Here is a 17,014-nt window from a genome sequence, read left to right as displayed (position 1 = left end):
ATCGAAGATAGGACGATCGGCCCGGTCGTGCACAGCAATATCACGGACGCGCAGAAGTCAACCCCGAACCTGGGCGCATAATGGCAGCCGTGACCGCGCGCATCCGCCCCGACCTCGACGCCATCCCCGCCTACGTTCCCGGCCGCACCTTTCCGGGTGCGATCAAACTGGCGAGCAACGAAACGACGCAGGGACCGCTGCCGAGCGTGCGCGACGCGATCGCGGAGGCCGTCGGCGGCGTCAATCGCTACCCCGACAATCGAGCGACCGCGCTCGTCGAGTCGCTGGCGAAGAAGCTCGGCGTTGCCACCGAGAACGTGGCCGTCGGAAGTGGTTCCGTCTCGCTGTGCCAGGAGGTCGTCCAGATCACCTGCGGTCCCGGCGACGAAGTGTTGTTCGCCTGGCGCTCGTTCGAGGCGTACCCCATCGTCACCAGCGTTGCAGGCGCGACACCCGTATTGGTTCCGTTGACCGCCGACCACGTGCACGACCTCGACGCTATGTTCGCCGCCATCACCGACCGCACGCGGCTGATCTTCGTCTGCAACCCGAACAACCCGACCGGAACCGTCGTCCAGCGCGACAAGCTCGAAGCATTTCTCGACGCGGTGCCGTCGAACATTCTCGTGGTCCTCGACGAGGCCTACTTCGAGTACACCCGCCCCGCCGCGGGCAACCACACCGACGGAGTGGAGCTGGCACGCGGACGACGCAACGTGATCGTGCTGCGGACGTTCTCGAAGGCCTACGGACTCGCCGGCTTGCGGGTGGGTTACGCGGTGGCCGATCCCGAGGTGATCACGGCGCTGTCGAAGGTGCGGATCGCGTTCGCTGTCAGCACCGTTGCGCAGCAGGCGGCGGTGGCGTCGTTGGAGGCCTCGGTAGAGCTGCTGGCCCGCACCGAAGCCCTGATCACGGAGCGGGATCGTGTGCGCGACGCTCTCGTTGCGGGCGGCTACGACGTCGGCGCATCGCAGTCCAACTTCGTATGGCTGCCGTTGGCCGAACGCTCGGGTGAATTCGCCAGTGCTGCAGCCGAACAGGGCGTACTACTGCGCGCCTACGGAAACGACGGAGTGCGGGTCACCATCGGCGACCCGCACGAGAACGACGCATTTCTGAAGTTTGCTCTACAGGCCTAGCGCGCGCTCGAGCGTCGGCCAGGATTCGCGCAGGTCGTCCTGCCAGTACGGCCACTGATGGATGCCGTAGGGGCGGTAGACGACGGTCGCGGGGATGTCCAGCGATCGGAGTCGAGTATCGAACACGGTCGTGCAGTACAGCGCGGCCGCCTCGAGCGGTCCGCCCATCAACGCGCTCTCGACTCCGCTACCACCGGGGCCGAGCTCGTACGGACCGGGCAGGCCGGTGCCGACGGACAGGTAGACGTCCTTGCCGCGGAGTGCTTCGGCATTACGTGACGGATCGTGCTCGACCCACTTGGGATCGGTGTTCTCGCCCCACATGTTGGTTGCATTGCCGCCGTTGGTGGCGACGGTGGCGCGGACCGCATCCTTGAAGTTGGCTTGCGAATTGTCGTAGCAACCGCTCAGGCCTGCGACGCCGGTGTAGAGGCCGGGGTGACGCGTGATCAGGTCCATTGCGGCCTGGGCTCCCATCGAGACACCCGAGATCGCATTGGTGCCGTTACCGGAGAAGCGCGCATCGATCAGCGGCGGCAGCTCCGACGTCAGGAAGGTCTCCCACTTGTTGACGCCCAGCACCGGGTCCGGCACGTTCCAGTCCGTGTAGTAGCTGCTCGATCCACCGACCGGGAGCACGACGTTGACCTGCTTGTCCGCGAAGAAGTCGACGATGTCGGTCTTCTGAGTCCAGGTGCTTTCCTGGTAATCGGATTCCTTGCCCGCACTCACACCGTCGAGCATGTAGAGCGTGGGGCGAGACACCGCCTGCGCGGCCGGAAGAAGAACCTGGACCTGGATGGCGCGGCCCATGGCCGGCGACTCGACCCACACTGCTGCGCGGCGATCGGTCAGCATGTCCACACGATCGATGCGCGCCGCCGCTGCCGGCAGGGACTGAGCTGCAATACCGGGAGCGACACCGCCACCTTCGGAACTGCCGGTACCGGGAAGCGGCTGCGCCCCGGCGAGACCCGACCCCAGCAGCGACACTGCCAGAGCAGTTCCCGCTACTGCCAACAATCGACGGTGCATCTGATTGCCCATCCTCCCCCGGCGCCCCTCACGGGGCGCAACACAAACAACATCCGTCACTCAACGTACCCACCGATATGCGCGCACGCTAAAGCTGTGGGTTCGCTCACAATAGCCGCGCACATGCAGGTACAAAAGTCCGCGTGATCCTTTGTTAGATGTACTCGAGGCAGAACGGTCTACCTGGTCGGATGTACTCGTCGACGCAGCTCCCGCGAGGGCACTCGATGTGACATTCGGTGGACTTTTCGGGGGTCGATGTCACATCGAGTGGACCTCTGGGGCGTCAGTCAGCCGCGGCCGGTCTCGCCCTGCAACTTGTCGATCATTTCCGACGCCTGCGCCTTGTTGAGACCCTCGGGTATTTCCTCGCCCGCTTCCTGCGCAAGAGTGCCCAGGTAGCTCTTCTGTGGGCCGGTCATCGGCTCGTCGCCGGTGACCCAGTCGTCGGGATCCTTCTCGGGGTTCTGGTTGACCTGCTCGTTTTCGCTCATACGTTCGTAGATACGCCGAATCGATGGGTTCCAAACCCATCGGCCTTCCACGGAGTCGCGGGCCGTAGATCACCCGAATGACTTGATTGACAGTTCAACAATTGGTCGAGGATGCTCCACATCACACCCCCTCGATTGGAGTTCCATGAAGACGAAGAACCTGCTGTTCAAGCTCGGCATCAGCGGCGCGATCGCTGCCGCCGCCCTGGTCAGCGCCCCGGTCGTCGCCTCGGCCGATCCGATCACCGATTTCCTCTGCAGCAGTGGTTCGGCCCAGTTCTGCCCGGTGCTCCTTCCTCCGCCTCCGGCCCCACTGGCGGCGCCTGCTCCTGCGCCGCAATCCGCACCCGCCCCCTCCGGCAGGGCATTCCAGTACGAGAACTGCGATGCGGCGCGTGACGCCGGTGCCGATCCGGTCTATCGAGACGAGTACGGCTACGGGCCACATCTCGATCGCGACAACGACGGCATCGGCTGCGAGTAGCGAATTCGCACTTGTGCAGGCAGTAGGCACTGATTTGTCTGCACAAGTGCGATCTCGGCGGGCGGATACGCTCACTCTGTGAGACGACGCCAGCAACCGCCCCTGGCGAAGCGGCACGGTCTCGATCCCGCTCGAATCCGGATGCCCGAGGACGGCACGTGGCGCACTGTTCGCGACTTTCTCACCGCCACCGAGTCACGGATTTCTCCGCACCGGTTCGACGCCATGTTCGCGGCCGGTGACATCGTCGACATGACCGGGCCCATCGCACCGGACGCACCGTACGTTCCCGGCGAGGCGGTCTGGTTCCACCGCGATCTGCCGTCGGAAACCGTTGTGCCGTTCGATATTTCGATCGTGCACCGAGACGATGCACTGCTGGTGATCGACAAGCCGCATTTCCTGCCGACGATCCCCCGCGGCGGGCACATTCTGCAGACCGCTCTCGTGCGGTTACGTCGCGAACTCGATCTGCCGCAGTTGGTGCCCGCTCACCGACTCGACCGCGTCACCGCAGGGTTGGTTCTGTTCGTCGTGGACCCCACTCTTCGCGGCGCGTATCAAACACTGTTCCAGGATCGGAAGGTCCACAAGAAGTACGAGGCGATCGCGCCCTACGACCCGTCGCTGACACTGCCCACCGTCGTCCGTAGCCGAATCGTCTCGGAGAAGGGCCAATTCACCGCTCGCGAGGTGGTCGGTGAACCCAACGCGCACACCACCGTCGAACTTCTGGATCATCGAGACGGGCTCGGTCGCTATCGACTGACTCCGTTGACGGGCCGCACTCATCAGCTGCGACTGCACATGAATTCACTCGGTGTACCCATCCTCGGTGACGACCTCTACCCGACGGCCACCGACCGGGCCGTCGACGATTTCACCGATCCTCTCCAATTACTCGCCAGCTCAATCGAATTCAACGATCCAATCTCGAAGTCTGTCCGACGCTTCGAGACCCGCCTGAGCTTGGAGCGATGGGCGTCGGACAGCAGTCCGTGAGCCCCACGCCACTCCGCTATTCAGGATTCGTTTTTCGTTCGGACTTCACGAGCTCCTTCGTGCGCACCAGGCGCAGGGCGGTGACCAATACGACGCCGCCGATGATGTTGAAGACCACCGTGTAGCCGAACCATTCGATCCAGTCGCGGTAGCCCACATCGGCACCTGCGTGGATGGCTCCGAAGATCAGCAAGGAATCGAGAATCGAGTGGAACAGCTGCAGTCCGGCCAGTAGGAAGCCTGCTGCCATGGCGGCGATGATCCGCGCGACATCGGATGTTGTCCCCTGCTGCATACGGGTCAGCAGCGTCATCGTGCTGCCGCCGAGAACTGCCAGGCAGATCGACTGCAGATCGAGCGGTGCGTCGACGAAATGATGCGCCGCCTCGGACAACACCTCGAGCCACTGCGGAAACGCGTGCGCGATCAACCACATCACCAACCACCCGCCCAGCAAGTTCGCCAGCAGCGTCCCGATCCACAGCTTCGCCAGCTGCAGAGGTGTGCCGTCGCGGGCCACCACCGCGGCGATCGGCATCAGGAAGTCCTCGGTGAACAGCTCGCCATGAGCGAGATAGATCGCCACCAGGCCGATACCGAACGCCAGGCCGGCCAGTAGATGACTGTCGGTCTCGTCCAGCACCGCGAGATACGCCATTACACCCAGCGCAACTTCGAGCCCGCCGAAGAATCCGGTGATCAGCACGGTCCGTACGGTGCGGTGCAATCGCTCGGCACCTTCGGAGACGACGGCGTCGAAACTTTCCTCGAGTTCCTCTTCCAGAGGTCCCTCGTTGTCGCCGTCGTTGCGCCGCGCTTCTTCACTCATTCGCAGGTAGTACCCACTGAGCCGAGATCTACCAACCAGGTCGCGACGGAGCTCGGCTTCGACCGGGACAAATGAAACCGGTCCACCCGGGCGGGTGGACCGGAATCCGAAACGAACATGTGGCGGAGGTAAGTGCATGGCATTCAAACCTGTCGAAGGAGACACGTCGGATGTTGAGCAAGTGGTCTGAGCTGTAGGACTAAGCGGCTGAGCCCTGCCGGTCGCTTTGCTCCATTGCGTCCAGTTCGGCCGAGACGGTATCACGACCAGCATCGAAGGCTGCGAGCATCGGTCTCTCCGCCAACGACAGAGTGATGCGCCATGCAGGCATGCGGACGCCTGCGTTGTCGTAGAGGTAGTCGGTCTTACCTGGGGTCATGAGGGTGTGATCGTCTTCCACCGGGATGCGATAGGCGACGTACCCATGATCGATGAACAGGGCAAACGCATAGCCTCCCTCGAAGCCGCAGATACCTGATCCGTCAGTGAGGTTCCCCCCGGATAGTGGACACCGAGCTAGCAGGACCACAGGTTCCGCTGGAAGGATGTCCTCATGTCCCGCAAACGCAGGTCGTTCACGACCGAGTACAAGGTCGAGGCCGCACGCCGGGTGATCGATTCCGGCCGCACCATCGCCGAGGTCGCCCGTGAACTGGGCATCAACGAAGCTTTGCTCGGACGCTGGGTCGCCGACGAACGCCGCCGTATCGAAGCCGCAGCTGCATCCGGTGATCAGCCGCTGACCGCCGCGGAGCGCTCGGAGCTCTCCCGGCTCCGTAAGCAGGTTTCCGAGCAGGAGAAAGACATCGCGTTCCTGAAAAAAGCGTCCGCGTACTTCGCGGCGAATCAACAAAAGTAGAGCTCTACGCGTTGATGGCCGTGGAGTGCGCGAACTCCGCAGTTCACCGGATGGCACGACTACTGGAAGTGTCGACCTCAGGTTTCTATAAACACCAAGGACGCAGTGTGACAATAAGATTGGGAGAACGGCAGCAACGACGTACAGATCTGGAGGTGAAGATCCTCGACATACACCGTGAGTCGAAAGGGGTGTACGGGTCGCCTCGGATCACCGCTGAACTGCACGACCGCGGCGAGGTGATCGATGACAAGACGGTCGCGAAGATCATGCGCTCACTCGGCATCGTCGGGATCAGCCCGCGCACGTTCAAGGTTCGCACCACCGTGGTCGATCCCTTCGCCTCGTTCCCCGATGATCTCGTGCAACGCCGGTTCGACCAGGGCCGCCTCGATGCGGTGTGGACATCGGACATCACCTACCTGACCTGCGGTGAGGGTGATATGTACCTATGTGCAATCAAGGACGAACACTCGAAGAAGGTCCTGGGTTGGTCGGTGGCGGACCACATGCGCACCGAGCTGGTTCTCGAAGCATTGGACATGGCCGTCGCCGAACGCGGTGGCGATGTCGCCGGCACAATCATGCACTCGGACAGGGGAAGTCAGTACACGGCAGAGATCATGAAGCAGGCGTGCGAACGATATGGGCTGCGGCGCTCGATGGGGGAAACCGGTATATGCTGGGACAATGCCGGCGCGGAGAGCCTGTGGTCGACCTTCAAACACGAGTACTACTACCGCCACACCTTCGCCTATGCCGCTGAATTGATTGCTGCAGTTGACAATTGGATGAATTTCTACAACACTCGCCGTAGGCACTCCACAATCGGGATGCTCAGCCCCGCCAATTACGAACAGTCACTGATCGCGCCTGTCATGGCCGCGTAACCACTGTCCACTTTTCGGGGGAACCTCACAGCTAGGGGTTTCGGGGCCTGATCTTGATCGAGACTTTTGTGTGTTGAGACGTGGGCGCGAAGCCTTGACGCGAGTCAGGATGGCGGTGGCATGATGCTCCGCACCGATCGCAGGGGGGTTCGCGGCGGCGGAACCGCCTCCACGAGCGGCTACGGTGGGCAGTTGGTGTTTCGCATCGATCGACTATCTGGCCGCCCTGCGACGTCGAACATTGCAACGGCATTGGGGTTCGGACCGGCGGTAACTCAGTTTTGATACCGAAGCCCGTCGACGATGACATCGAAGGTCGTGCGGCCCGGCGTATTGAGGTCCGCGACCAGCGAAGGCCCCGCTAGATCGCAGCACGTTCACGGGGCGTGACTTTTTGATCGGCCGGTCATGACTCGCCGACGTTGACGTCCGACTGTGCGTGGGCGGTCACTCGTAGCCGAACTCTGTATAGCTTTCCACCGGTGTGCTCAGACAGTCCATCAGTGCTGCGTCGATCGCCGACCATGTCTCCAGCTTGCTCGGTTGAAAAAGATCAGTCACATCCCATGCCGCGAGGTCGGGGTCGGACAGGTCCACCGCGACACCGTCGGAGAATGTCCGGACGAGGACGACAAGATCTTCCAGTCGCGGGATTCGCTCCGCCGGCAACGCGTTGAAATTCTGGTCGAGGAACTCGGGCTGGGGCGCTTCCGCTCGCACGGGGTCGGCGCTGACCGGGCGGAGACCCGTCGATGGGAGGAGCCCGCCGAGCTGAGTCCGGAGCCCGTCGTGGACGCCGGTGTGGAAGCGGCCGATGTTGTGGGTAAGCCTGGACCAGAAGGGCGGGAGTGCGTCAGCCGGCGCGGGGAGGTAGCCGAAGCAGGCATCGATCTTGCGCACGGGCGAGGAGACAGAGAGTGCGTATACGAGTACAAGGCGCGCGGGAAACTCCCCGCCGGGGTACGCACGGCCGATCAGCACGTCGAGGCCACGACTCCGGATGTCTGCGACAGTGCCGGGAAGCCGGGATGGAAGCGCGGCTTCCCAGAGCTGGAGTGCTGCCCGCACTGCGGCCGGACCCTCCATCTGCGCGGCCGTGATCCAGCCGGGCGGGATGACTGCTGTCTCCTCCGAGGTGAGGTCGGCGGGATCGACGATCTCCAGCCGCTCGAAGGGGCCAGACGTGGGCATCAGCGCCTCGAGCTGGTCGCGGAGTGACATCTCGTTCCTCCTTCTGAGCACCGAATAGGGTTGAAACGCCAGCCTAGCGGCGTACGAGGGACGCCGCGGCGACGAGAAGTTCACGTCCTGACTCCGGGTTCACGTACAGCTGCCCCGGCGAGGACTCCTCCCTCGGCAGGACGATCGCCGTCACTACGTGGGTGTCGTCGAGCCACGAGATGAACCCGTACTGGTCTGCGGCCTTCCCATCCGCAGCGAAGGTCATCGTCCGGGTGCCGGTGTTGTCCGCGTCCGCAATCACGGCTGGCTCGGTGGGGACGGAGATTCCCTCGCCGGCCTCGCCGGTGAAGCTGAACCTGGAGCAATCCGGCGAATCAGCCGGGCGGCGCACTCTCGGCGTCGGCAACTCCTGCGCGGACAGCGTGACGAAGGAACCGGGTAGGGCAACGCTGACAGACTCCACGGCCGTTCCTGCAGGGAGCATCTCGCCGCTCGAGCCCACTTTGCCGCACTCCGGCGGAGAAACTGTCAGCGAGTCCAACGACTGCTGCTGGGTGGCGGCGAAGTCGTCTGCGGTCACGGTCCGACCGTTGTAGTGGAACTCACCGCCAGCAGGAACAGTCCGCTCCAGCTCGGCGAGCCGGCTGATGTCGATCGACACCTCTTCGGGCTCTGATTGGTCGATCTCCTGCTGGGAGCAGCCCGTGAGGAGGAGTGTCAGACCGAGTAAGGACGAAACAAGCCTGGTTCGATGCAGCGCGCTCACGCGGTTCACCTTTCCGATCGAGTGCGAGGGCATGGTCATCCGGTGGCACCTGCGGCGATCCCGCCGATCACGGCACCCGCCCCGAGCACGGGCGCAGCGGGGGCAACGGCGATGCCGAGAGCGATCAGGCCTGCCCCCGCCGCGTACGGGGCTGCCTTTTCCCAGAAGCTGTCGTCGTCCTCGGTCGCAGTGCTGGGCCTCGACGGCGCGGAGCTTCTCGGCGAGTTGGTGTTTGAGGTGACCCGGGGGGCTTCGACCGGCGGCCGGATCGACGATGTCACTGTGGGAGGCGCGATCTCAGGTGAAGGCTGCGCGGGGAGTTGGCTCGGCTCAGTCCACGCAGGGGTGGTGGTGTCGATGCTGGCCGTCCGCTCCGGCGTCCATTCGGGCGAGGCGGGCGCGGCCTGCTGTGGGTAGGGGATCTCCTCGACGGTCGCTGTGACAGTGTCCGTGAGCGCAGGAGGATCTGTCGGCGGCGCGGTGGGAGGGTTGGAGACGCCACTGTCTGCGGAGTCCTCCCGTTCAGGTGGTGAGCTTCGCAGCGAGATCTGGTCGAGGATGTAGCTGGTCGCCTTGGCTTCGCTCTGGCAGAGTTCGACTCGCTCGGCCTCGGTCGGGGTTGGCGAGGGGCCCGATCTCGGACCCTGCCAGTCGTACACCGAGTCGGCCTGTTTCGACCGGTTCCATCCCCGCCGGAGCGGCTTCAAGTTCTCGGGGCTGTGTGCGATCGCGAGTTGGTCCGCCGGTGACAGGCTGGTGAAGCCCGGGGTCTGAACGAGCCGGTTCAGCGAGATCACGTGGTCGGCGTCCCAGGCGACCGAGTCGAACTGGTTCCCGTACGCGCCTCCCGCGATGTCGTCGCGGATCCTGTCGACCGCCGTCCGGTACTCCACTGACCGGGTATTCCTCAATAGCGCGTATGAGGCGCGCTGACTCCGTCAATTCCTGCGCGCTCTGCGGGCGTGGGATTGCGACGGGCCTGCACGCTGCGAGGATGTCGTCGATCGTGATCGAGTCGCCGACGAGTGGAGCTTGAGGGCCGGATTGGTCGATCGGGAGCGGTGCTGGAGTCGCGGTCGGGATGAGGTCAGCCAGCGATGGCAGCGCGGGGAGCGGGACGATGTCTGTGCCGTTGTACTCGGGAAAATTGGTGGGGGCGTTCGATCCCACCCGCTGCTGGGTTGGCGCTGGTGTGGTGGTGGAGATGTCCGGGAGCGCGGGGGCAGGTTTCGGTGCAGTCGGGGTGGGCTCGGGTGTCGCCGATGGATCCCGGCAGATGTAGGGCACTGGCGGCGGAGGCGGAGTACCACCGCCTGGATTCGCGGCAGCCCAGCTCGCTTCCCACGCGGCGTCGTAGGCGGACGTCTCCCGACTGCACCGCTCCGCAGGCGTCTCTGCGGAGGCAATCGGAGCGAGCAGGACAGGTTGAGCGGCGATGATCGCAATGACTGTCGCCGCCGCGAGGAGTAGTCTGAACGTGAGTGATCGCATCGGGTTCCGTTCCAGCGCAGCGGTTTCTGCCGTGCGACGCGGTCGTCACGGCCGGGTGATACGAAAGATCAGAGCCAGGTCGGGTCCGAGTACACGAACAGACTGTTGTCGGCGGTGGGAGTAGACACGGAGAGCTGGGCGTAGGTCCGTACCGTCACGGGGCCGTAGCAAGCGTCGATCTTCACATGGATCGCATCGGCATCGATCGATCCCCGTGATCCTTCGAGGTTCTTCTTCCCCAGCGGAACAGTCGTAATCGTGCCCGGGACGAGCGTCGTCTGAATGCTCGGGCTCACCGACGCGGAGACGCCGAGGTTCGCGCCCGGAATCCCCGAAATGGTGACTCCCGCGGTCGGGCCGATCGAAAATCCCAGCCCTACAGCGAGACCAGATGACACATCTACCTGGCAGCCGATCTGAAGGCCTTGCTCGATGTACCCCGTCTTCACTGGAACCGTTCCCTCGCCTGTAATCCGACCGGTCACCTTCGCTGAGACGAAGCCCTCCCGCGTGAAAGGGGTCGTCGCCAGGTTGGGCACTGAGTCGACGGTGAGCTCGTTCGCGGTCAAGCTGAGGTTCCAGCCATCGTCGGACACGGTCTGCGTGGACTTGTCTGCTAGCTGCACTGGCGCGGCGGAGGCCGTGCCAGTGAGCACCAGCGGGAGAATTGCGACTGCAGTGATCGCACTCAGCCAGGCGCCGCTCGCGGCGAATCGGCGGCGGTTTCTCGTTGTCTGGCTGAATTGCATTGCTATCCCCCGTGATTCGGTCAGTCGAGGCGTACGCCCCGAGATCGACAGGACGGTAACAGCGAGAATCGCAGTACTCAACCGCTGTACCGTTTTCTACAAAATTCAACTACGCTTACGCATGACCGCTGCCATCGGATCGCAGTCACAGAGATTGCTTTATTGCATCAAACCCCTCCAAAAAACTTGCCATACCGCTCAAAACATACCGGGTGCCCGGAAATGACGCGTTAGCGTGTGATAGCGCACACTTATCGAGCGATTGGTGAGGTCAATAACAGTGCGCAGATTTGGTCGGCCACCTGGGTGACCGGCCCCTGTATCAGCGCCTTCGCCAGATGAATAACTCTGACGCGACTACAGAACTGACAGAGCTTGCACGGCAGGCCGCTTGGGGTCTGATGAAGGGTGGCGACTTGGATACGTCGGGGGATGGAAGGACGACTTTGCTTCTGCGGTTGGACATCCTCGACGCTGCAACTCGGGCTGGCATCGTCATCGATCGCGCGGCGCACGGCATCGGCTTGATCTACACGCGCAATGAACTGACGTGACCGGACCAAGACGTCAGGCCGCATGATTCCTCCTCGGCGACCAGGATGCGAATGTCAACGAGACCTACCCCCGCCGGGGCAAGGAGCCGTTTGAGCCCTGCAGTCCGTGCGGCGGGAGCCGTCCCCATTCGAGTCGGAGAACCTGGTTTCAGCACCAAGTTCGACGGTGACGGGGATGGTGTCGGTTGCGAATAGAGGTCAGGTCAACGCGGTGAGTTCGATGTTGTCGACCTGGGACACTTCACCGATGACGACACCGAACCCCGGCTGGTACGCCGATCCCGACCCCTCCAATGCGGGTGGACAACGATACTGGGACGGCGGCCAATGGACCCAACACTCCACCCCCGGCACGCCCCGCCCCACTCCGCCGCTACCCACACCGGGACTGCCCGAGAGCAAAGGCGGCGGCAACCGCGGACTCATGATCGTGCTGGCAATCGCGGCGGTCGTGATTCTCGCAGTCGGCATCGGATCGGTGTTCGGCTCGGACGAGGAGGAGGGCGGCGCTGATCAGGCTTCGGCTCCGTCGTCGGAGTTGCCGGCCGCCACGACACACCACCAACGCAGTTTGAAGATGTCGACGTGGTCGCCGCGGCGACCACGGGGGCATCCATGCGCGCAACTGTGGGGTGGATCAGTCTTGTGAGCATCGACTGGACATGACGTGACAGACTGAATCGTCCCGGGTTTGACGCCGCTTCGTACTTTGTGGAGGACGAAGCACATGTCGAAGCGAGCGGTAGAAATTCGAGCCCGGGCCGCGATCGAGGGTCAAACCCGCAACTAAACGCCCGGTAGAGCGACACGGGGCGGTTGGCAGCGCCTACCAGCCCGACGGTGTGGTCACACGTGACCGCGTGCGGGTTCCAGCTGACACAATATTGAGTTCAGCTGTGGCTGAGGTTATTTCGGATAGTGCGCCGCGGGCTCGGGCGGTCGCGGCGGAAGCGGAGAGGGGCGTGTCCCCGAGCCCCGATCGGCCGACTGAAGTCATCGGCAGGCTTCAGTGGCGCAGCGCCCGGCAAGCGTAGGTAGAGAGCTGGGGTGAGGACGTAGACAGCGCGGGTGCCGTAGCTGGCCCAGACGCGAAGTTCATCAATCATGTTGGTCAGATGCGTTCGAGCCCAGGGTGTGGGCGGTGCGAGCACGATGTGGACCGAGTTGTGCGATCCCGATGCTGCGAGATGACGAACCAGCCGGGGTTCCACAAACCGCCAACCGATGCGCACGCAGCTCGTTTACTCTCGCTACATGCTCCCGCCGCCTGTTCCAAAGCTGTTCTTGAGCCACGCTTACGTCGACCGAGGGAACTTCGAGGGGTCGTTCAACAGAATTCTCCTCACGGGGTGCGGCTTGGACGAAGACCTGATACTGCATACTCCAATCCGTTCGAGCGCGGTCTTAACGGAAGACGACCTGTTCGCCTATCGACGGGAAACCGCGGAGGTGCCGGCGTGAACGAGAGTCCAGCCTTTCCCCCTGTCGATGGCATAGGCAGGCGCATGGACTCGATTCCTCCAGAACAGCCGGCTGGAGTTTCAGCCTCGCCGGTCAAGGTCGGCGTGCGAATCAAGGCCTTAGCGACACACGCAACCAAGACCGTGACGTCGAGAGAGGCCAAAGGTCGCGTCGACACCGCACCGGTTAGTTTATCGTTGCCAACTGCCTTGGCCGAGGCGACGACGACATTCGCCAAGAAGAACTCCGTCTCGTACCCGGATCTCGTCATGGACGCGATCGTGGCGTCGCACGACGAGCTGCATGAGCTCATCGCGAAGGCGAATTCCACAGCGGAGTCAGACGGGTTGTTCGTGCGTACACAGCGTCAGATCGCAGGCCCTCGGTCGATGAGATCGTTCCGAATGCGGCGGGACAACCTCGAGGTGATCGATCAGCTTGCCAAGAAGGTCGCAGCCGAGTCGCGATCGAAGTTGTGCCGAGTAGCGCTGGAGAAGTTTCTCGCGAGCAGCTCTAAGTAGCGCGGAAGACAGACAGCGATGACAAACGAGATGTTCGAGGCGCTGAACGATGTCGCCGAGTCCAGCTGGCATTCGATGGTGCACGGCATCGCCCATGGGATAGGGCCGGGCGAAGAGTCTCTGACCGACACGAACCTCATCAGGTTGGCAGGGCTGCCCTCTACGCGAGTGAAGAAGTTCACGAGGACGGTGGAGGCAACAAACGGTGCGGATTGGGAGTGGTGGATCGGTTCTTCGGAGGAAGAGTTGTGGCTCAAGCTGCGGGTACAGGCGAAGCGCTCGAGTCATGATGGCGTGCGATACGAACAACTGGCTCACCACTCCAAGAATCAGGCCCTCCCGCAGTACGAAACGCTCATTGTTCAGAGCATCGAGGACGGGGCACTTCCGCTCCACGCGTTCTACAACGGATGGCCGACAGACAGGTTCCTGTTTCAGACCAATCATCACGACGTTGTGGCTCTGGCTGACAGAGTCTCACGTGCGGACTACCACCCCAGCGGGGCTTTCTGGAGTGATCTGTCGTGGGGGTGCACACTGCTGCCTACTCAGGTCGTGAAACGAATTTTCGAGGACCCTGCGTCATCTGCTTTCCCTCTCGGGTCGCCTCACGACAACAGCCGCACATTGGACAAGCTCTATGTCCCAAGATATCTGACACATTCGACGCCATGGGCCTACTTGTTCCGGTCGGATACCCCTGGCGCACTTCCAACCTTCGAGGAGGTTCTGCGCAACCTGTACCGGATCCAAGGGGATTCCGGGCGTCCGCCGGACGACGAGTTCGAACGGTTCACATATCGCCATCCGTCACCAGAGGCCGAGCAAGCGGTACACGGGCCCGGCAAAATGCACTTCGAGAAGTCCGCCGCAGTCCTTGAGGAGCGCGAGCGCCGCGCAGCGACCAATAAGGATCTGGCACACGCATATCTCCTGAACGTGGCACCACCGGCGGACTTCGACGCTCTGCTCGGCGAGGAGAGCGATCAACCTTCTGAGCCCACGAATATCGTGCTGACTGAACTCAGCCCCGAGGCGAATTTCTTCATGAACTGACGCCTGCTCCCGTTCGTATGCGGCCCGCGCAGGCGCGCCCCGCCTGTCTACGGAGCCGCGCGCCCTGATGGCCGTCCTGGCGGCCGATGCGGTAGACCGTCGCGCCATAGGCGACTTCTGTGCTTCGCGAGCACCACAGACGACGACACGTACTCGTCCACATCCTCGCCGAGACCCAGTTCGAGTTGGCGCTTCGCAGCGTGTTCTCCCAGTCCGTCGAGGATTCGCCGAAGCACCCGCTGAGCCCTTGAGTATTCGGTGCGAGTCTCGGCATGCCACGCGGCCCGTTCCGCGTTGATACGAGTCCGTAATGCTTTGAGGCGATCCAGCGCACCCGTCGCTTCTTCCGCACGCCGAACTGCATCACCGGCGATTGCTATCCATCTGGTGGCACGGCCGCGGCCCGTTCGTTTCACCAGTTGAGCGTCCACCAAGGCGTCGAGTAGGCGTAGGCAGCCGAACCGACGGGTACCTACGGGGGTGCCCACTGCGGAGGCCAGGTCGTTCGACGCCAGTGGTTCCGACGAACTCAACAAGTGGGTGTAGACCTGCCAGCAGCCGGCACCTAATACGCCCCAGAGCGGCGAGAGTGGGTTCCCGTGGGTGGGGGTCAGGGGGACGGAGGCCCCCAGGATTGTGACGTCATGTTCCGAAGATGACTGTGTAGAGAGCGACTCTGGATCAACGAGCGAATACCGCGAGGCTTCTCGGGGAGCCCTCTGTGCGTAAGGGACGGAGAGGGCGAGTGCTTGCTGTTCGACAAGATCGTCGAGGAGACGTTTGGCTGTGCCGATCGAAGTGATGTTGAGCCACGACATCAGGTCGCGAACCGCGATGGGGCGACTGGTTAGACCATGGCCATCGGTGAAGCGATGCTCGAGGACAGCCAGCATCGCGATGGCTTGAGCAGGCCGATCGGTCCAGGTGCACAGGTGGTCTCGGACGCGGTCAATGACGGCGTGCTCGTCACCGTTCATCGGGGGACGGTGCGCGCGGGCCCGACTCGCGATGGATTCCCAGTGCACACGCGTGCTACCCGGGGCTGTGCCCTCGCGTACGGCGAACTTCTCGAAGACAGGGCAATTGCGGTAGTACCAGCGAGCCATCGTCCAGTCGCGGATTCCGGATTGCCAAAGCAGCCAGGCCGCTTCGGTCGCCCGGTCGGAGCGGGTACCGATCGGAGGGTGGCTCATGAAAAGCTGCCAGTCGGCGTAGCTGAATCGCTTCCTGCGACGCCACGCTCGCGGCGCGACGTCGGTCACGACGATCGATGACATGTCCTGTGCCAGCGTCCGGACAACACGCTCAGTGGCAATTTCGGCCTTCTTGTTCGGCCGTGACCGCGTATGGCCGCCAGCTGCAATAGTGAGTTCAGCTGTGGCTGAGGCGATTTCGGACAGTGCGCTTCGGGCTCTGTCGGCCGCGTCGGCAGCGGAGAGGGGCGTTCCGTCGACGGCGATCGGCCGACAGAAGTCACCGACCGGCTTGAGTGATGCAGCGCCCGGCAAGCGTAGATAGCGTGCTGGAGTGAGGATGTCGACCGCGCGGGTGTCGTAGCCTGCCCAGATTCGCAGTTCGTCGATCATGGTAGTCAGATGGGCTCGAGCCCAGGGTGTGGGCGGCGCGAGCACGATGTGGACCGAGTCGTCCGATCCCGACGCTGCGAGGTGGACCAGGGGCGCGTTCATGGTCTCGGCAGCGTGCAGCACACCGGATGCGACGACGTCGGCGCAGCCGTCGAGGTCGATCGTCAGGAGGTCGGGCCGGATGCGGCCGACGACGGCATGCGCGGCCTGACCCTGACCGAGCGTCTCTGCTTCGGTGATGAGCGCCAGCGGGTTCCCAGCCTTGAGCGACTGCGCAACTTCGGTGCCGTCGCTTGCCAGGGCGAGGGCCCGACCGGGAACGCTGAAGTCCACGATCAGCTTGTAGAGCTCACTCCACCGAACATGCGGGGAGCTGGAGTCGGTGAATGCTTTCGACACGTTGTGATCAGGGATTGCGAACGCATGAGGGCGCGCGCTACCCTGAGACCTGTCCGTCAAGACAGTCCCTTTCGTTGGGGGATGCATAACACCGAGAATCGAGCTGGTTACTCGCTTCTCGCTAGGCTCGATGAACCCCCGGCCGTCCAGCCGGGGGTTCTTCTACTTATAAACTGAGTTGTATTGACGCGGAAGTCATTTCGGACAGTCCTGGATGTGACCAAAATTCTTGGTGGGCGGGGAAATCCGCCATTTCGTACCTGGCCCGACACGCACGGCACCCGGGATCAACCCCTGCGCCAGATAGCGATGGAGCGAGCGCAAGGGAATACCAGTCGTCTCGGCGAAATCCCGCGCGCTCAAGAACCGTGGCGAGTTAGACGAAGCCTCGCCTGCGCCCGACTTGCTTGCGCCTGACTTGCCGCCCGTGCCATCCATGGCGCTACCGTAGGCCGTAGAAATCCATGCCGCAAGGTCGAAACTTCGCTTACACCAGCATTTTTCGTGCCTGAGT

At 63.1% G+C, this 17,014-nt stretch carries 20 protein-coding genes; 11 read left to right on the top strand and 9 right to left on the bottom strand.

Features of this window, described 5'->3' with window-relative positions; genetic code table 11:
• Positions 1-89: 89 nt before the first annotated feature.
• The gene (gene hisC, locus AYK61_RS18330; RefSeq protein ID WP_121872876.1) at positions 90-1,142 is read left to right on the top strand and encodes a histidinol-phosphate transaminase; all 1,053 of its coding nucleotides are present in this window, start codon (positions 90-92) and stop codon (positions 1,140-1,142) included.
• Here the strand turns inward: hisC and AYK61_RS18325 are convergent.
• Both AYK61_RS18325 and AYK61_RS18320 read right to left on the bottom strand, forming a co-directional pair.
• A complete protein-coding gene (locus tag AYK61_RS18325; RefSeq protein WP_121872877.1) occupies positions 1,131-2,177 on the bottom strand; it encodes an alpha/beta hydrolase family protein in 1,047 nt (348 codons plus the stop codon). The two genes, hisC and AYK61_RS18325, sit on opposite strands and share 12 nt — an antisense overlap.
• Positions 2,178-2,467: 290 nt before the next feature.
• Positions 2,468-2,671, bottom strand: a complete 204-nt coding sequence (locus AYK61_RS18320) for a DUF3072 domain-containing protein (RefSeq protein WP_121871867.1) — start codon at positions 2,669-2,671, stop codon at positions 2,468-2,470.
• A gap of 145 nt (positions 2,672-2,816) precedes the next feature.
• Between AYK61_RS18320 and AYK61_RS18315 the strand changes: the two genes are divergently transcribed.
• Complete coding sequence (locus tag AYK61_RS18315) at positions 2,817-3,155, top strand: excalibur calcium-binding domain-containing protein (RefSeq protein ID WP_121871866.1); 339 nt, start codon at positions 2,817-2,819, stop codon at positions 3,153-3,155.
• Positions 3,156-3,233: 78 nt separating this feature from the next.
• On the top strand, positions 3,234-4,157 hold the full coding sequence (locus tag AYK61_RS18310; protein WP_183130348.1) for an RluA family pseudouridine synthase: 924 nt from the start codon (positions 3,234-3,236) through the stop codon (positions 4,155-4,157).
• 16 nt (positions 4,158-4,173) lie between these two features.
• Here AYK61_RS18310 and AYK61_RS18305 read toward each other — a convergent pair whose 3' ends face one another.
• Positions 4,174-4,986, bottom strand: a complete 813-nt coding sequence (locus AYK61_RS18305; protein WP_121871864.1) for a formate/nitrite transporter family protein — start codon at positions 4,984-4,986, stop codon at positions 4,174-4,176.
• A gap of 199 nt (positions 4,987-5,185) precedes the next feature.
• On the bottom strand, positions 5,186-5,365 hold the full coding sequence (locus AYK61_RS18300; RefSeq protein ID WP_147458354.1) for a hypothetical protein: 180 nt from the start codon (positions 5,363-5,365) through the stop codon (positions 5,186-5,188).
• Positions 5,366-5,539: 174 nt separating this feature from the next.
• On the opposite strand from AYK61_RS18300, the gene AYK61_RS18295 reads away from it, so the two are divergent.
• Together AYK61_RS18295 and AYK61_RS18290 are read left to right on the top strand one after the other, a co-directional pair.
• Positions 5,540-5,845: a transposase gene (locus tag AYK61_RS18295; protein WP_121869381.1), complete on the top strand. Its 306-nt coding sequence runs from the start codon at positions 5,540-5,542 to the stop codon at positions 5,843-5,845.
• A gap of 14 nt (positions 5,846-5,859) precedes the next feature.
• The gene (locus AYK61_RS18290) at positions 5,860-6,735 is read left to right on the top strand and encodes an IS3 family transposase (RefSeq protein WP_259468148.1); all 876 of its coding nucleotides are present in this window, start codon (positions 5,860-5,862) and stop codon (positions 6,733-6,735) included.
• A gap of 447 nt (positions 6,736-7,182) precedes the next feature.
• Here AYK61_RS18290 and AYK61_RS18285 read toward each other — a convergent pair whose 3' ends face one another.
• From AYK61_RS18285 to AYK61_RS18275, 3 genes are read right to left on the bottom strand one after another with little or no spacing between them, the layout of a single operon-like run.
• Positions 7,183-8,040 carry a hypothetical protein gene (locus tag AYK61_RS18285; RefSeq protein ID WP_147458353.1) on the bottom strand — a complete coding sequence of 286 codons (858 nt, stop codon included), beginning with the start codon at positions 8,038-8,040 and terminating at the stop codon, positions 7,183-7,185.
• Positions 8,000-8,683: a DUF5642 family protein gene (locus AYK61_RS18280; RefSeq protein ID WP_147458352.1), complete on the bottom strand. Its 684-nt coding sequence runs from the start codon at positions 8,681-8,683 to the stop codon at positions 8,000-8,002. The genes AYK61_RS18285 and AYK61_RS18280 overlap by 41 nt, the downstream gene beginning before the upstream one ends.
• 35 nt (positions 8,684-8,718) lie before the next feature.
• The gene (locus AYK61_RS18275; protein WP_121871860.1) at positions 8,719-9,576 is read right to left on the bottom strand and encodes a hypothetical protein; all 858 of its coding nucleotides are present in this window, start codon (positions 9,574-9,576) and stop codon (positions 8,719-8,721) included.
• Positions 9,577-9,803: 227 nt separating this feature from the next.
• Between AYK61_RS18275 and AYK61_RS27385 the strand changes: the two genes are divergently transcribed.
• Positions 9,804-9,965 (top strand): hypothetical protein, encoded by a 162-nt coding sequence (locus tag AYK61_RS27385; RefSeq protein ID WP_183130347.1) that lies wholly within the window; start codon positions 9,804-9,806, stop codon positions 9,963-9,965.
• Between the two features lie 277 nt (positions 9,966-10,242).
• Here the strand turns inward: AYK61_RS27385 and AYK61_RS18265 are convergent, their stop codons facing one another.
• On the bottom strand, positions 10,243-10,923 hold the full coding sequence (locus tag AYK61_RS18265; protein WP_121871858.1) for an MspA family porin: 681 nt from the start codon (positions 10,921-10,923) through the stop codon (positions 10,243-10,245).
• A gap of 290 nt (positions 10,924-11,213) precedes the next feature.
• Between AYK61_RS18265 and AYK61_RS18260 the strand changes: the two genes are divergently transcribed.
• The 5 genes from AYK61_RS18260 (at position 11,214) to AYK61_RS18235 (ending at position 14,515) form a co-directional block, all read left to right on the top strand.
• Entirely contained in the window at positions 11,214-11,477 is a 264-nt protein-coding gene (locus AYK61_RS18260; RefSeq protein WP_121871857.1) for a hypothetical protein, read from the top strand.
• 45 nt (positions 11,478-11,522) lie between these two features.
• Positions 11,523-11,672, top strand: a complete 150-nt coding sequence (locus AYK61_RS28195; RefSeq protein ID WP_310886836.1) for an excalibur calcium-binding domain-containing protein — start codon at positions 11,523-11,525, stop codon at positions 11,670-11,672.
• 52 nt (positions 11,673-11,724) lie between these two features.
• Complete coding sequence (locus tag AYK61_RS18250) at positions 11,725-12,126, top strand: DUF2510 domain-containing protein (protein WP_183130346.1); 402 nt, start codon at positions 11,725-11,727, stop codon at positions 12,124-12,126.
• Positions 12,127-13,135: 1,009 nt separating this feature from the next.
• Positions 13,136-13,459 (top strand): hypothetical protein, encoded by a 324-nt coding sequence (locus AYK61_RS18240; RefSeq protein ID WP_147458351.1) that lies wholly within the window; start codon positions 13,136-13,138, stop codon positions 13,457-13,459.
• A gap of 18 nt (positions 13,460-13,477) precedes the next feature.
• On the top strand, positions 13,478-14,515 hold the full coding sequence (locus AYK61_RS18235; protein WP_147458350.1) for a DUF6615 family protein: 1,038 nt from the start codon (positions 13,478-13,480) through the stop codon (positions 14,513-14,515).
• A 47-nt stretch (positions 14,516-14,562) separates the two neighbouring features.
• Here the strand turns inward: AYK61_RS18235 and AYK61_RS18230 are convergent, their stop codons facing one another.
• On the bottom strand, positions 14,563-16,500 hold the full coding sequence (locus AYK61_RS18230) for a hypothetical protein (protein ID WP_121871852.1): 1,938 nt from the start codon (positions 16,498-16,500) through the stop codon (positions 14,563-14,565).
• Positions 16,501-17,014: the final 514 nt, after the last annotated feature.

Source organism: Rhodococcus sp. SBT000017 (assembly GCF_003688915.1).
In the GTDB taxonomy this organism is placed as follows: domain Bacteria; phylum Actinomycetota; class Actinomycetes; order Mycobacteriales; family Mycobacteriaceae; genus Rhodococcoides.
Note: the sequence above shows the minus strand (reverse complement) of the source record. Positions and strands in the feature narration are given on the sequence as shown.